This is a genomic window from Actinomadura litoris (assembly GCF_009733595.1).
Classification (GTDB): domain Bacteria; phylum Actinomycetota; class Actinomycetes; order Streptosporangiales; family Streptosporangiaceae; genus Spirillospora; species Spirillospora litoris.
In genome coordinates, this window is record NZ_WOFH01000001.1 from 92,285 (window position 1) to 107,308 (window position 15,024).

14 protein-coding genes are annotated in these 15,024 nt (G+C 72.1%); 7 read left to right on the forward strand and 7 right to left on the reverse strand.

What is annotated here, in order from left to right; genetic code table 11:
* The first annotated feature begins 96 nt into the window (after positions 1 to 96).
* The 6 genes from GNZ18_RS00420 to GNZ18_RS00445 all read left to right on the forward strand — a co-directional run bounded on the left by GNZ18_RS00420 (position 97) and on the right by GNZ18_RS00445 (position 4,943).
* Positions 97 to 1,221, forward strand: a complete 1,125-nt coding sequence (locus tag GNZ18_RS00420; RefSeq protein WP_216651105.1) for a cytochrome P450 family protein — start codon at positions 97 to 99, stop codon at positions 1,219 to 1,221.
* 84 nt (positions 1,222 to 1,305) lie between these two features.
* Positions 1,306 to 1,638 carry a winged helix-turn-helix transcriptional regulator gene (locus GNZ18_RS00425; RefSeq protein ID WP_216651106.1) on the forward strand — a complete coding sequence of 111 codons (333 nt, stop codon included), beginning with the start codon at positions 1,306 to 1,308 and terminating at the stop codon, positions 1,636 to 1,638.
* A gap of 155 nt (positions 1,639 to 1,793) precedes the next feature.
* Positions 1,794 to 3,041 (forward strand): MFS transporter, encoded by a 1,248-nt coding sequence (locus GNZ18_RS00430; protein WP_216651107.1) that lies wholly within the window; start codon positions 1,794 to 1,796, stop codon positions 3,039 to 3,041.
* 105 nt (positions 3,042 to 3,146) lie between these two features.
* Complete coding sequence (locus tag GNZ18_RS00435) at positions 3,147 to 3,530, forward strand: YybH family protein (protein WP_156214071.1); 384 nt, start codon at positions 3,147 to 3,149, stop codon at positions 3,528 to 3,530.
* A 113-nt stretch (positions 3,531 to 3,643) separates the two neighbouring features.
* Positions 3,644 to 4,267, forward strand: a complete 624-nt coding sequence (locus tag GNZ18_RS00440; protein ID WP_156214072.1) for an RNA polymerase sigma factor — start codon at positions 3,644 to 3,646, stop codon at positions 4,265 to 4,267.
* On the forward strand, positions 4,230 to 4,943 hold the full coding sequence (locus GNZ18_RS00445) for a hypothetical protein (protein ID WP_156214073.1): 714 nt from the start codon (positions 4,230 to 4,232) through the stop codon (positions 4,941 to 4,943). Before GNZ18_RS00440 ends, GNZ18_RS00445 begins: the two co-directional genes overlap by 38 nt.
* A 62-nt stretch (positions 4,944 to 5,005) precedes the next feature.
* Here GNZ18_RS00445 and GNZ18_RS00450 read toward each other — a convergent pair whose 3' ends face one another.
* Complete coding sequence (locus GNZ18_RS00450; protein WP_156214074.1) at positions 5,006 to 6,472, reverse strand: amidohydrolase; 1,467 nt, start codon at positions 6,470 to 6,472, stop codon at positions 5,006 to 5,008.
* A 413-nt stretch (positions 6,473 to 6,885) separates the two neighbouring features.
* On the opposite strand from GNZ18_RS00450, the gene GNZ18_RS00455 reads away from it, so the two are divergent.
* Complete coding sequence (locus GNZ18_RS00455; protein ID WP_156214075.1) at positions 6,886 to 8,340, forward strand: aldehyde dehydrogenase family protein; 1,455 nt, start codon at positions 6,886 to 6,888, stop codon at positions 8,338 to 8,340.
* 134 nt (positions 8,341 to 8,474) lie between these two features.
* Here GNZ18_RS00455 and GNZ18_RS00460 read toward each other — a convergent pair whose 3' ends face one another.
* From GNZ18_RS00460 to GNZ18_RS00485, 6 genes are read right to left on the reverse strand one after another with little or no spacing between them, the layout of a single operon-like run.
* Positions 8,475 to 10,766, reverse strand: coding sequence for a CaiB/BaiF CoA-transferase family protein (locus GNZ18_RS00460; RefSeq protein ID WP_156214076.1), 2,292 nt, complete (start codon positions 10,764 to 10,766; stop codon positions 8,475 to 8,477).
* Between the two features lie 4 nt (positions 10,767 to 10,770).
* Entirely contained in the window at positions 10,771 to 11,664 is an 894-nt protein-coding gene (locus tag GNZ18_RS00465) for an amidohydrolase family protein (RefSeq protein ID WP_156214077.1), read from the reverse strand.
* A 12-nt stretch (positions 11,665 to 11,676) separates the two neighbouring features.
* Positions 11,677 to 12,465, reverse strand: a complete 789-nt coding sequence (locus GNZ18_RS00470; RefSeq protein WP_156214078.1) for a DUF4286 family protein — start codon at positions 12,463 to 12,465, stop codon at positions 11,677 to 11,679.
* Positions 12,462 to 13,316, reverse strand: a complete 855-nt coding sequence (locus GNZ18_RS00475; protein WP_156214079.1) for an enoyl-CoA hydratase/isomerase family protein — start codon at positions 13,314 to 13,316, stop codon at positions 12,462 to 12,464. Before GNZ18_RS00475 ends, GNZ18_RS00470 begins: the two co-directional genes overlap by 4 nt.
* Positions 13,313 to 13,765, reverse strand: coding sequence for a Zn-ribbon domain-containing OB-fold protein (locus GNZ18_RS00480; RefSeq protein WP_156214080.1), 453 nt, complete (start codon positions 13,763 to 13,765; stop codon positions 13,313 to 13,315). Before GNZ18_RS00480 ends, GNZ18_RS00475 begins: the two co-directional genes overlap by 4 nt.
* On the reverse strand, positions 13,762 to 14,913 hold the full coding sequence (locus GNZ18_RS00485; protein ID WP_156214081.1) for a thiolase family protein: 1,152 nt from the start codon (positions 14,911 to 14,913) through the stop codon (positions 13,762 to 13,764). The genes GNZ18_RS00480 and GNZ18_RS00485 overlap by 4 nt, the downstream gene beginning before the upstream one ends.
* Positions 14,914 to 15,024 lie beyond the last annotated feature (111 nt).

The window sequence follows — 15,024 nt, forward strand, 5'->3', positions numbered from 1 at the left end:
GGTTCGGACGCCGATCCCTATCCGGCGTACGCGCGGCTTCGTGAGGAGCGGCCGGTCTGCCGGGTGCGTCTGCGCGACAATGTGCATTGCTGGGTCGTGTCACGTTATGAGGACGCGCGGTCCGCGTTCGCCGATCCGCGGCTCAGCCGGGACCCCCGGGCGGCCGGGCCAGCGTGGCGCGAGGCCGACCGCGGCCGTCCGCTGGAGGACGGCGCGGGCCTGGGCGTGCACCTTCTGACCCGGGAGCCGCCGGACCACGAGCGGTTGCGCCGCCTGGTCTCCGCCGTCTTCACCAAGGCCCGGACCGAGGCCCTGCGCGAGCGGGTGGAGCAGGTCGCCGACTCGCTCATCGACGCCTTCGAGGAACGCGGTGAGGCCGAACTCATCGCCGAGTTCGCCTATCCGCTGCCCATCACCGTCATCTGCGAAATCCTCGGTATACCGGCGGAGGACCGGAGCCTTTTCCGGCAGTGGACCTCCAATGCCGTCGCGACCGAATCCGGGGACGTCGACGGGCGCGTGAACGGCGTCCAGCCTCCGGGCGAGTATCTTCGAGCGCTCGTCGCGGCCAAGCGGGACGCCCCGGGCGACGATCTGATCAGCGCGCTCGTCGCCGACCAGGGGCAGGGCCGGCTCAGCGAGTCCGAGCTGCTTTCGATGATCTTCCTGCTGGTGATCGCCGGGCACGAGAACACCGCCGGGCTCATCGGCAACGGCCTCGTCGCGCTGCTGCGCTCCCCCGAGCAGTTGGCGCTTCTGCGGGAACGGCCCGAACTGGCGGACGCCGTCGTGGAGGAGGTCCTGCGGTACGACGGGCCGATGGAGCTGGCGGCGTGGCGCTGGACCACCGAGCCGGTGGAGATCGGCGGAACGCTGATCCCGGCCGGTGAACCGGTGCTCATCGCGCTGGCCGGCGCCCACCGCGACCCCGCGCGGTTCACCGAGCCCGACCGGTTCGACGTGGAACGCCCCGACAACGCCCACCTGGGGTTCGGGCACGGGCGGCACCACTGCCTCGGGGCTCCGCTCGGCCGGTTGGAGGGCGCGGTGGGGCTGCGTGCGCTCGTCCGGCGTCTCCCCGACCTGGCGCTGGCCGTGCCGCAGGAGCGGCTTCGCCGCCAGCCGAGTTCCATCGTTCGCGCGCTGCATGAGCTCCCGGTCGTGTTCACTCCCGTGCGCGGGCCGGGCGAGGCCGCCGGTCCGCCGGCACGGCGACGATAGGCGCGGATGTCGCGTCCGACGCTCTTGCGAATGCGTAAGCGACTTACGGTTGTGCAGCGACTTACTTTTCCTTAGTATCGGCGTGTGGACATCACCGACACCGCGTTCTGCCCGCGCTACCACCGCGCCGTCGAGGTCATCGGCAAGCGGTGGACCGGTGCGATCGTGCGGGCCCTGCTCCTCGACGTCAACCGGTTCGCCGACCTGCGGGTGGTCGTTCCCGGGCTGAGCGACCGCATGCTGACCGAGCGCCTGAAGGAACTCCAGGACGAGGGCATCGTGGAGCGGATCGTCCACGACGAGACCCCCGTGCGGATCGAGTACAAGCTCACCCAGAAGGGCCTGGAGCTGCACGACGCGGTCTACGCGCTGAGCCGCTGGGCCGATCGCTGGGTCCCCCTCGACGCGACCACCTGACCCCGGCGCACGCCGGACACCAACCCCATAGCGACCTCCCCCGACGAGCCGAGCAGGGCCCGCCGCGGGACGCCCCTTCCCTTTTGTTCGCCGGGCCTCCCGCCCGCTCGCGACGCGACGCGCGCTGCCCGGACTCCCCCCACCTGGAGGTCACCGTGCCCTTGCCCGACTCGCCACCGCGGGACGCCGAGCGGACGACACCGCGGATGTGGCTCGGCGTGCTCACCGTCTCGCTGGGCATCTTCTCGATGATCACCGCGGAGCAGCTCCCGGTCGGGCTGCTCCCCTCGATGTCCGAGCAGCTCGGCGTCGCGGTGGGGACGGCGGGCCTCACGGTCACGGTGCCCGGCGTCGTCGCGGCGTTCTCCTCGATCGGGCTGCCGCTCGCGGTGGGCAGGCTCGACCGGCGGGCGCTGCTGGCCGTGCTGCTCGCCGTGATGGCCGTGGCCAGCACCGTCTCGGCGCTGGCCACGAACTTCGGGGTGCTGCTCGCGTCCCGGCTGCTGGTCGGGGTCACGATCGGCGGGTTCTGGGCGATCGCCGGCAGCCTCGCGGTGCGGCTCGTGCCCGGGCCGTCCGTCCCCCGCGCGCTGGTGCTGATCTTCGGCGGGGTCGGCGCCGCCGCCGTGCTCGGCGTGCCGGTCGGGACGATGATCGGCGAGCTGCTGGGGTGGCGCGGCGCGTTCTGGTCGCTCACCGGGCTGAGCCTCGCCGTCCTGGCCGCCGCGCTCGTCCTCCTCCCCCCGCTTCCGGCGGCCGAGCCGGTGCGCCTGCGGGCCCTTCGCGCGCAGACGCGCAACCCCGTCCTGATGGCCGGGATCGCCGCGACCGCCCTGCTGATCGCCGGGCACTACGGCGCCTACATCTTCGTCAGCCCGGCGCTCCGGGACGTCGCAGGAGTCGGCGCCGCCGCCGTCGGGCCGCTGCTGCTCGGCTACGGGATCCTCGGCATGATCGGCAACGCGGCCGCCGGAAGCCGCGCGTCCCGGGCCCCGGGCCGCACGCTGGCCTCCATCGTCGTCGTGCTCGCCGCCGCGCTCGTCCTGTTCCCGCTGCTGGGCACGACGCCCTGGACCGGCGCCGCGCTGCTGCTCCTCTGGGGCCTGGCCTACGGCGCGGCGCCCGTCGCGCTCCAGACCTGGATCCTCGGCGCCGCGCCGGACGAGGCGGAGGCGGCGACGGCGATCTACTGCTTCGTGTTCAACCTCGCCATCGCGCTCGGCGCGCTCGCCAGCGGCCTGGTGGTCGACGCCACCGGCGTCCGGAGCGTGTTCTGGATCGCCGCCGCGCTCGTCCTCCTCGTCCTGCTGACGGTGCGCCGCGCCCCGGCGACCCGCCCGTCGGCCGACTCGCGGTCGCCTGTGGTGGAAGCACCGGCCCAGGAGCGGACAGCGCGCCAGTAGCGGGCTCGATCCGCCGCCGCGGAACGGCCCCGGCCGTTCCGCGGCGGCTCACCCGTGCACGGGCTTGACCTTGTCGTCGGTGTCAGGCCCTACGGTGGACCGCCTATGACCCAGGACGCCCTGCTCCAGCACGACCGGCTCTTCTTCCAAGCGCTGATGAAGGGCGACGCCGCCCGCCTGGACGCGCTCCTCGCCGAGGACTTCCTCCTGGTGGGCGTCGAGGACGGCGCGGTCGTCGGCAAGGCCGCCCTGCTCGCCCTGGTCTCCGGCGGCGACCTGCGCTTCCCGGCGATCGACTCCTTTCCTGAGGAGGCCGTCGTCCGCAGGGTCGGTGACGTCGGTCTGGTCGTCGGCCGGACCAGCATGACCTTCGAGAACCCGGACGGGACGGCGTTCAGCGCGGGCAGCCGCTACACCCACGTTTTCGCCGCCGAGTCCCCCGGTGAGTGGCGCCTGCTCTCGGCCCAGGGCACGACCATCAAGCCCTGAGGCGTGAAGTGGGCGGGGCGCGGATGGCAATACACAGGTGACAGGAATCCGCACCCGCTCGAAGGGCCGGAGATGACCACGAAAGTGCCGCCGTACCGCCTGTGGCGGCGGCGATGACGTCCGAGCCGGTGACCACGGCCGGGCGGAGACCGCGTGAGGGCGACGAGAGGATCGTCGCGGTGTCGCTCACGGAGCCGGAGACGTTCGGTGTGCTGTTCGACCGGTACTACGACGCGCTGCGGCGGTACGTCGCGCGCCGGCTCGGTCCGGAGGCCGCCGACGACGTCGCCGGTGAGACGTTCCTGGTCGCGTTCCGGGAGCGCGGCCGCTACGACCCCGCGCGAGGCGGGGTCCGGCCGTGGCTCTTCGGTATCGCGACCCATCTGATATCGCGGCACCGCAGGTTGGAGGCCACCCGCTACAGGACGCTCGCCCGGACGCCGGTGGAGGCCGACGACGACGCCCTCGGCCGGGTGGACGACAAGGTGAGCGCCGAGGCGGCCCGGCCCGCGCTGGCCGGGGCGCTGGCCGCGCTGGCGCGGCGCGACCGGCATGCCCTGCTGCTGGTGGTGTGGGCCGGGCTCTCCTACCAGGAGGCGGGCGAGGCGCTCGGCGTCCCCACCGGCACGGTGGCCTCCCGCGTGAACCGCGCCCGCCGCAAGGTCCGCCAGGCACTCGGCGGACGCGACCCCCTGCGTGATGACCGACTCGACGCGGAAGGTGATCGAGATGAATGACCTGACCGAGCTGGGCCGAAGCCTGGACGAGCCCGTCGACCCCATCGCCCGGCAACGCCGGCGCGTGGCGTTGATGCGCGAGGCCGAGGCCGGGACGCGGGTCCGCGCGGCATGGAGCCGCCGGTGGGCGGGCCGGCGGCTCGCGCTGGCGGCCGCCGCGGGAAGCGTTGTCGCCGCCGGTGCCGTGTTCACCATGGTGGCGACCGAGTCCCAGGGCAGCCCCGCCTATGCCGCCGAAAGGCTCCCGGACGGCACGATCAAGGTCACCATCCGCGAGTTCCGGGACGCCCCCGGGCTCGAACGACGGCTCCGGAAACTCGGCGTGCGAGCCGTGATCACGTATCTGCCGCCCGAGAAGCGGTGCGTGCACGGGCCGGGATGGGAAAAGCGGCTCATCAGCCAACGGCGACAGGTGTTCGAGCTCGTCAACGTGCTCAACAAGGACCGTGTACCGGTGGACTACAAAGAGGCGATCGTCCACCCCGACCGCATTCCCGCCGGATACACCATCTATGTCGACGTCCTCTACAGCCCGGCGCAGAAGGGCGACAAGAGCCTTTGGAGGGGCGAGGTCATCGGAACGATGGAGGCGCTCGCCTCGGGGCCGGCGGATCGCTGCGTTCCCACCCCATGGCCGCCGCCGCACAAGCCCGGTACCGGAGGACCCGCCAACTGAACCGGTCCGATCCGCGATGCGGGGCCGCCGCCCGGGGGAGGCGGCGGACCCGCATCGTCCGCCTAGGCCGTGGGCGGGTAGCGCACGGGGGTCTCGGAGGTGATCTTTCCGTTGGTGACGGTCATCAGGCGGGTCGCCGCCGCGATCCGCTCCGGCGGCATCGTCAGCGGGTTCTCCTTGAGGACGACGAGGTCGGCGTACCTGCCGGGCGACACCGTGCCGCGCTGCCGCTCCTCATACGAGGCGAAGGCCGCCTTCGAGGTGATCAGGCGCAGCGCGGCGGGGACGTCGAGGCGCTGGTCCGGCATCCAGCCGCCGGGCGGCGTGCCGTCGAACTCGGTGCGGGTCACCACGCGTTGCAGGCCCCACAGCGGGTCGAGGACCTCGTTGCCGAAGTCGCTGCCGCCGACCATCGGCATCCTCGCCCTCAGCATGTCGCGCCAGCGGTAGGCGTACCGGAGCCGCTTCTCTCCCAGGGCGTCCCCGGCGAAGCGCTGGTCGGTCGTCGCGAAGCTCAGCTGGATGCTCGCGATCACGCCGCGCCGGATCATCCGCTCCAGCAGGTCGTCCTCGGCGACCTGCACGTGCTCGACCGCCCAGCGGTCGCGCGGTGAGACCCCCGCGCGCTCGTAGGCGTTCAGCGTCACCTTCAGCCCGCGGTCGCCGATGGCGTGCGTGGTGACGTTGAAGCCCAGTTCCCGGGCGCGGGCGACGTCGCGGTCGGCGCGTTCCTGTTCCAGGAAGAGGACTCCCTCGCGCGGGAAGCCGTAGGGGTCGTCGGTGTAGGGACGGCGCAGCGCGGCGGTGCGCGGGCCCAGCCAACCGTCCGAATACAGCTTCACTCCCAGGACTTTCACCCACTCGTTGCCGACACCGGTTCGCAGCCCCATCCGGGCCGCCTCCTCCAGGCAGCCCCACCCCACCCGCACCAGGAAGCGGACCTTCAGCCTGCCCTCGTCGGCGAGCTGGAACAGGGCGTCCAGCGCGCCGAGATCCCGCAGCCCCGCCTCCACCACCGTGCTGATGCCCTGCCTGGCCACCTCCTCCTGCATGACCAGCAGGTCGTTCTTCATCTTCTCGGTGACCGGGCTGCGGGTGCAGTTGTCCACGGGCGTTTCGCCGCGCGCGTGGATCTCCAGGTGCCGCTTCCCGTTCCGCCTGCGCGACTCGAACGCCTCGCCCTCGTCGTAGGGCTTCCACACCGGACGGTAGGTCTCCGCTCCCGCGCCGGTCAGCGCCGTCTGGACGAGGTGCGTGTGCTGGTCGCGGAATCCAGGGCCGACGAAGGCGCCCCGCAGGTCCACCCGGCGCGTGCGGTCCCCCGCCCATTCGAGGACGTGCTCGTCGGAGCCGACGGCCACGATCCGCATTCCCTTCACGGCCACCGCCCGGGCCGTGCCGTTCCCGGTCCACACGGTTCCCGAATGGAGCACCAGGTCGGCGTGCTCCCGGGGGCGGCCCGCGGCCACGCCTCCCACGGCCGCGCCGGTCAGGACGAGAGCCGATCGACGCGATACCGAAGACTCCATGGCGCACTCCTCACATGATCAGGTACATCCTGATCGCTTGGCTCGCCACCAATCTGACCGGAATCACATCAGAGCGCAAGCCATGGAGAAAATCGACAATCAAATTCCTTCGATCTCGACCATTCAAAACGCCCCAGAATATCCCTTGCCAACCCTTATTGATTCGCACGGAACAGGGAGGATGCGGCTTACCGGCGTCGTTTCAGGCGACGGCGGATCCCATGGCATCCCCGGCCGATGGCCCCAGCTCGCGGCCGTGGGACGGTCGGCGCCGCGCCGCATCCCGGGACTCCGCCGGGTGACCACCTCATTGCGACGTTCCACTGACCGCCGCCCAGCCAGGTCCACAGCCCCCGGACCTATTCAGTCGGCCACGGAATTGATATGATAAATGAATCTCAGAAAGGATCACCATGACTTCTGCCGCGCCTTCGGCTGCCGACGTCTACGCGTCCTGGATCGACGGATCATGGCGCGAAAGCGACACCCGTTACCCCGCGATCAACCCGACCACAGGACGGCCGTTCGCCGATGTGGCGGCGGCCTCGACGGGCGATGTGGACGCCGCGGTCGCCAGTGCCGAGGCGGCCTTCCGCAAGACACGTTCCGCACGTCCCGCCACCCGCGCCGCGTGGTGCCGGTCAGCCGCCCAAGTGCTGCTCGCCTCGCATGAGGAACTCGCCGAGGTGCTCTCCACCGAGCACGGCAAGCCGGTCGCCGAGGCCCGCGGCGAGATATTGTTCGCGGTTCGCGGGCTGGAGATGGCCGCGGAATCCGTTCTCGCGATGAGCGGGGAAACGCCGCACGTGGAGGACCCGAACAAGCGGGTGATCGTACGCCGTGAAGGGCTCGGCGTATGGGCGGTCATCACCCCGTGGAACTTCCCGGTGAACATTCCGGTCGAATATCTCGGCCCGGCCCTCGCGTCCGGTAACGCCGTGGTGTGGAAGCCGGCCCCCACCACCGCCGTCGTGGCGGCGAAGTTCCGGGAGATCCTGCTCGCCGCGGACTTCCCGCAGGAACTGCTGCAATTGGTGGTCACGAACGAGGTCGCGGTCGCCGAGCATCTGGTCACGCACCCGGGAATCGTCGCCGTCGGTTTCACCGGTGGCAGCGGGACCGGTCAGTCCATCGCGAAATCCGCCTGGGACAAAAAGCTCCTGCTCGAACTGGGCGGGAACTCCCCCATCGTGGTGCTCGGTGACGCCGATCTCGACATCGCCACGGCGGCCATCTCGAACGCGGCGTTCTGGAACGCCGGCCAGGTGTGCAGCGCCGCGGGCAAGGTGCTGGTGGCGGCGTCGTGCGCGGACGAGTTCACCCGGCTGCTCGCGAAACGAGCCGAGGACACGGTGCTGGGGTCCCCGCTGGATCCGGAGGTCACGATGGGACCGGTCCACCTGGAATCGGGCATCGCCCGGTACGACCGGTTGATCGCGGACGCCCGGGCGCACGGCGCCGACGTCGTGACCGGCGGTGAGCGCGTCCAGGACAAGGACGGGTTCTTCTTCCCCCCGACGGTCGTCACCTCCGTCGGTTCCGACGCCGCCCTCTTCACCGAGGAGACGTTCGGCCCGATCGCCTCGCTGTCGGTCTTCGACGACGAGGAGGACATCGTCGCGGCCGCGAACTCCGGCGACTTCGGGCTCGTCGGCGCGCTGTTCACCTCCGACGTCTCGAAGGCGTTCCGGATCGGCGAGCGCATCGACTGCGGGCTGGTGGTGGTCAACGACTCCTCCAACTACTGGGAGTACAGCCTGCCCTTCGGCGGCGCGGCCGGGCGGCGGTCCGGCCGGGGCCGGCTCGGCGGCCACTGGGTGATCGACGAGTTCAGCCAGATCAAGACCCTGGCGATCGACGTCCGGTGACCCGGTCGGCGAGCGGGGCGGCGGCCGGTCCGGCCGGGCCCCGCTCGCCGTCGTCCACCCGAAGGGCCGGCGAGCGTTTCGTGATTCACCGATTCACGCGAATGCCCGGGGGCGGAGGATCCGCCCCCCGATTCTCATGAAGACGGATTTCCGCTGGTGAGGCTCGGGCCCGCGAGCACCGTCTCCTGGTGCTCCCCGAGGCCCGGTGCCGGAGCCGGGTCCGGCGGGGTGTGGCCGTGCAGCGTGAGCGGGAATCCCTTGCGGCGGGTCGCGCCGTCCCCCAGGAAGACCCTCCGCTCGCTGAAGCGCGGTTCGCGCCCGCGTTCGGACGCCGTGAGCACCGGCGCGCCGGCCACTCCCGCCCCGGCCAGGGCGTCGAGGCATTCCGCCCGCGAACGGGCGCGGGTCCATGCCCCGATCAGCTCGTCCACGCGCCCCTCGTGCGCCCACCACCACTTCTCGGACCGCTCCGCCAGCTCCTCCGGCGCGACGAGGGCTGCGAGCGCGTCCCGTTCGGCCTGGGTGTGGCAGGCGATCGCGACCCACCGGCCCTCACCCGCGCAGGGGTAGACGTCGTGGGGCGTGGCGCCGGGGCGCCGGTTGCCGGTGGGCGCGGGAAGCGCGCCCGTGCAGGTGTGCTCGGCGATGCGGTCGGCGAGGGTCCAGCTGATGAGCTCGCGCTGCGAGACGTCCAGGTGGACGCCCCGGACGTCGCGCTCCAGGCAGTACGCGACGAGGCCCGCGCCGAAGAGGGACGCCACCTGGTCGGGGTAGTTGACCTCGGCGGAGGACCACATCGGCCCGCCGTCCAGGTAGCCCGTCACCGAGGCCAGCCCCGACAGCAGGTCGAGCGTCGAGCCGTAGGACCTGCGGCCGGACTCCGGGCCGTCCTGCCCCTGGCTCGACAACGACAGGTAGACCAGCCGCGGGTTGACCGCGCGCAGGGTCTCGAAGTCGGCCCCGAGCCGCCGGGTCACGCCCACGGTGAAGTTCTCGATCACGACGTCCGCGCGGGCGGCCAGCCGGTACAGCTCCGCGCGACCGGTCTCGGTCTTGAGGTCCAGCACCACGCCCAGCTTGCCCGCGTTGTTGGACTCGAACATGGGCGAGAGGGTGCCCTCGGCCGGGGGGCTGCCCGCCACCGGCCACTGCCGGAACGGGTCCGGGTGGCTCGCCGACTCGACCTTGATCACCGTGGCGCCGTAGTCGGCGAGCAGCCGTCCGGTGGCCGCGCCCGCCGTGATCGTCCCGAGGTCCAGGACGGTCACGCCCGCGAGCGGCGCCTCCCCCTCACCGGACGACCCCCGGGGCGCCGGGACGGGCGCCCCCGCGGCCTGGGCGCCGTCGCCGGGTTCCGGCGGCGGGCCCGAGCGCCACGGCAGTCCCGCGGCGCGGGCCGGAGGGCCGACGGGCGCGATCGTCCTGCCGTCCCGCCGCGGCCCGCGGAAGAAGCCGCGCGCCTCGTACTGCGGGTCGCCGAGGAGGTCGCCCAGGTCGGCGCTGAAGCCGACGGCCAGGCCGAGCGCCTGCGCGCGCTCGTAGACCGTCCGCTTGGGCAGTCGCGCCGCCCACCGCTCGATCAGCGCCCACCCCCGCTCCGGGTCGTCGGACGGCGCCGGCGCGGTCCCGCCGGCGAGTTCGACCAGCAGGTCCCACTGCGCGGGCTGGAAGATCACGCCGACCCAGCCGTCGGCCGCGCGGACGATCCGCCACTGCCCCGCCGTGGCCCCTGTGCGCGTCGGGGCGGTGGCGGCGACGTGGGTCTCGATGTCGCTCTTCCAGTCGATGTACGCCGCGACGTCGCACAGGGCCACGTCGACGACGTCGCCCGTCGCGGCGTGCGCGCGGCGGCGCAGCGCGAGCATGCCCCCGAGGAAGCCCGCGAACGCGGCGGCGTGCGCCGCCTGCTCCCCGCCGAGGCTCAGCGGGGCGCGGTCCGGCTCGCCGATCATCGAGGCGAGGCCGCCGTGGGCCTCGGCGAGCAGGCTGTCGCCGGGGTGGTCCGAGCGCGGGTCGTCCAGGCCCGCCGCCGTGACGCTCACGGCGACGAGGCCCGGCCAGGCGCGGCGGATCTCCGCCGCGGTCAGGCCGAGCGCCCGCGCCCGGGTGGGGCCGAGGTCGGTGATCAGGACGTCGGCACGTTCCAACAGGTGGTGCAGCGCCGCCCGGCCGTCCGCCGAGTCCAGGTCGAGGACCACGCTGCGCTTGTCGGCGTCGAGGCTGGAGAAGGTGAGGCCGACGCCGTGCCCGTCCAGCGGGGCCCGCGTCCGCAGCGGGTCCCCGCCGGGCGGCTCGCACAGGAGCACGTCGTGTCCCAGCCCGGCCAGCAGGCGCCCGCAGACCTTCGCGGCCACCCCGCCGGACAGTTCCACGACCCGCAGCACCGCGCCGGCGTCGCCGTCCCGCTTCTCCTCTGAAGGTGCCACCGGCTCAGCGCGCCGTGTCGGCGGCACCCGGTCCGGTGCGCTCCCACTCCCAGCCCTCCGCGGGACGGGGCCAGTTCAGCACCGTGGCCGCCGTCCGGCCGAGCATCCAGACCTTGTCCTCCTCGCTGAGGAAGTCGAGCGTGTAGCGGACGTGGTCGAGGTTCTCCCGCCACGTCGCGCCGCGCACGCGCGTGGTGTCCGAGGCCCACATGAGCCGCTGGGGCCCGTAGGCGTCGTAGACGCGCTTCAGCGTCGGGGTCAGCGACGGGTAGGGGTAGGGCTCGTTCGTGTAGTCGGGGATCGCGGAGTACTTCATGTAGACGTTCGGGTACTTCACGAGCGGGAAGATGTCGTCGATGTGCGCCCAGAGGTCCTGGGTGTCCGGGTCGCCGATGATCAGGCCCATGTGGTCGACGATCAGCTTGAGGTCCGGGTGCCGCTCGGCGATCGCGGCGACCTTGCGGACCTCGGGGCCGTAGATCAGCAGCATCAGCGGGATGCCGAGCCGTTCCGCGGCCTCCCAGAACCACGGGAACGTGTCGACGTCGATCCACTCGCGTCCGCGGAAGTCCGGGTAGCTCATCCGGATGCCGCGCATGTACGGGTTGTCGAACCACCGCTCGATGCGCTCGCGGTCGGGGTCCCAGAGGTTGAACCGGCCCATCACGCCGAACCGGCCGGGATGCTCCGCGGCCCAGCCGAGCGCGGGCCCGTTGTCGTCGCCCGCCCAGATCGCCGGGACGATCGCCACGGCGTCGATGCCGAGCTCGTCCATCCTCGGCAGGATCTGCTTCGGCGTCGACTCCGGCTTGCCGGAGTAGCTCTCACCGATGTCCGGCCAGGGCCGTTCCGGTGTGTTGGGCAGGAACATGTGGATCTGGGTGTCGAGAATGAACACGCCTCCCCCTCCTCAAGGTTGCCGGACGGTCGCTTGGTCCGGCGACGTCGCCCGTGGAATGACCGCGATGTGCCGGTACCAGAGCCGCCACGGCGTCGTCTTCCTGGTCCAGGACGCGGGGCCCGGCGTCCAGCCGTCCGAGTCGATCAAGGTGCGCAGCGTCGCGCGGGCCTGCTCGTCGCTGCCGTCCGCCTGCTCGTAGACCGCGAGGAAGCGCGGGCAGCCGGGGGCCGGGTGCTCCAGCTCGCGCCGCAGCGTGTACCTGCTCCCCCGGCTGAAGCCCCCGATGGCCACCGCCTCGGGCAGGTGGACGCCGGTGTAGAACTCGTCGAACTCGGCCAGCTCGTCACCGACGTCCGCGGGCGGCTCGATCCCGATGATGTAGATCGAGCCGGGGTCGCCCGTCGAGGGCCCGGTCTCCGAGACCTTCTCGTAGACGACGCGCCAGCGGTGGGTGAGCAGATCCGGCCAGAGCGGCGGGTCGTCGCTGTAGGGGGGACGGGTGCCCCCCGGGGCCGTCGTTCCCGCGATGTACTTCTCGACCGCCTGCTCGTCCTCGACCTCGTAGGCCGCCAGGTACCCCCCGCCGAAGTCGCCCCGCGGGTCGGGGATCTGGAGGGAGAAGCGGTGCGCGACCCGGAAGCCCGGGTACCGCGAGAGGACCTCCGGGACGTGCGTCTCGTTGTAGAAGCGCTCGAAGCGCGCGAGGTCCGCCGGTTCCGAGCCGGCGAAGTCGAGCGAGATCCAGTACAGGAACTCGCTGGTGAAGGGCGGCGGCGCCGCGCCGGCCGGCGCCGTCATCGCTCGCCGTTCCCGCCCGCGGCTCCGATCTCGCCCGCCGCCTCGTTCCTGCCCGCGGCCTCGTTCTTGCCCACGGCCCGGCGGTAGGTCTTCGCGCCGTCGGACAGGACGTCGCTGCGGGCCTGGATCTGCGCGCGGACGTCCTCGCCGTAGCGCAGCGCCGTCGTCCAGTCGGAGATGTGCTGGGGGATCTCGTGCAGCGCCCGCTTCGACCAGTCGAGGCTGACCGGGTCGAACCGCGCGATGTCGCGGGCCAGTTCCAGGGCGGCGTCGGCGAGGTCGGCGAGCGGGACCGCCTCGTTGACCAGGCCCCACTCGGCGGCGGTGGTGCCGCTGATGCGCTTGGTGGTCAGCACCATCCAGGCCGCCCGCTTCGGCGAGAGCCGCAGCTGGGTCGAGGGCCCGGCGAGCCCCGGGTACAGGCCGAACCCCAGCTCGGGCATGCCGAGCCGGGCCTCGTGCGCGGCGATGGCGAGGTCGGCGGAGTTGGCCAGCGTGACGCCGCCGCCGAGCGCGAACCCGTTGACCGCCGCGATGACGATCGCGGGGTGGCGCCGGATCTTCTCCTGGACGGTGTGCCAGCTCGTCCGCCTGCCCTCGACGGTGTCGTCGGCGCCGGGGCCCTCCTCGCCGGCCTCCTTGAGGTCGACGCCGGAGCAGAACGCGGTGCCGGCGCCGGTCAGGATGATGACCCTCGCCGTCCCGTGGCAGCGGTCCAGGGCCTCCAGCAGCGCCGACCGCGCGGCGCGGCTCATCGCGTTGCGCTTCTCCGGCCGGTTGAGGGTGATCCGGGCGACGCCGTCGCCGAGGTCCTCGTGCAGGACGAGCTGCTCACTCGACTGGGCGCTCACGCCGCGTCCTCCGGGGTCTCGATCGCGAACTTGAGGATCGTGCGCTCGCTCAGGCCGGGCTCGAACACGGCCCGGACGGGCAGGTCGAATTCGAGGTCGTCCGGCACGTCCACGAGCGTGCTGATGATGGGCGGGCCCTCGTCGAGCTTGATGTAGGCCACCAGGTACGGCCTGACCTCGTCGAAGGCGCTGAGGTAGCGCTGGTGCATCCGGATCCAGGACCACAGCCGTCCCTTGCCGCTGACCGCGCGCCAGCCGAACGAGCCGGACAGGCAGCGCGGGCACACCTCGCTGTCGGGGAAGCGGTACTCGCCGCACGCGTCGCAGCACTGGAGCCGCAGCTCGCCTTCGGCGAGGCCGTCCCAGTACGGGCGGTTCTCCGGGGTGATCTCCGGCAGCAGCCGGTCGTAGCTCTCGGCGATGCTCTGGGTGTCGTTCTGGACGCTCATCGGGTGACCGCCTCGTCATTGGTGAGGATGTGCGAGGTGACGATCGGCGACGCGCACATGTACTGCACCGTCGAACATCCGGGCACCTGCCTGCCGCCCGCCTCGCCGCGCAGCTGGCGCACCGCCTCGACGTGGTGCGCCCAGCCCTGCATGTAGCTCTCGCTGGTGTGCCCGCCCGCCGTGTTCAGCGGCCGCGGGCCGTCGTGGCGGATCTTCTCCTCGTCCACCCAGCGCCATGCCTCGCCCTGCGGCGCGTGGTTGAAGCCCTCAAGGGTGAACAGGATCGTGGGCGTGAAGTTGTCGTAGATCTGCAAGCAGTCGACCTCCTCCGGCGCGATGCCGGTCTGCTCGTAGAGCCGGCTCGCCACGTCCTGGCAGGCGGAGTAGAAGAAGTCCTCCGCCGTGTAGTAGTTGCCGATGTGCCCCAGGCCCGCCGTCCCGGCGACGCGGACCGGCGCCTTGCGCAGCGACCGCGCGCGGTCCATCGAGGTGACGATGAAGGCGACGGCGCCGTCGTTGATGAGGCAGTAGTCGAGCAGCCGCAGCGGTTCGGCGATGTACCGGGAGCTCAGGTACTCCTCGCGGGTGAACTCCTTCTGGAGGACGGCGACCGGGTTGAGCGCGGCGTGCCGGCGGTTGTTGATCGCCAGCGGCGCCAGCGCGTCCTCGCCCGCCCCGTACATGCCCCGGTAGCGCTGGTACATCATGCCGACGTAGGCGCCCGGCGAGGTCATGCCGTACATCTCGTCGTAGGCGGTGGTCGGCCCCGCGCCCTCGCCGCCGTACTTCACCTTCGCCGACCGGCCGTTGTTGCCGTAGACGCAGGCGACGACGTCGGCCACGCCGCTGGAGATCAGCGCGGCGGCCTCCTGGAGGGCGATGCCGCTCATCCGGCCCGTCCCCTCCAGGTCGTGGACGAAGCGGGGGCTGCTCAGGCCGGTCACGGTGGCCAGCCGGTCGTAGGGCACACGGCAACTGAGCAGGCCGTCGATCTCGTCCTTGTCGATCCCGCAGTCCTCGATCGCCTCCCGGAGGGCGGCGGCGGCCAGCCCGAAGGCGTCCCTGGGCCGGTCGGTGGGGGCGTAGAGCGCGCGGAAGTCCGACTGCCCCACGCCCACGATCGCGATATCAGCTAGCTCATGCTGCATGAGTCTCTCCGGTCGGTAGGCCATTGCTCGCCCGTCCGAGTCGGGCACGACTTTCTCCGGGCACGCCGCCTTCAGGGGCATGCCGCTGTTTCCGTGTACGCCGTTGTCACG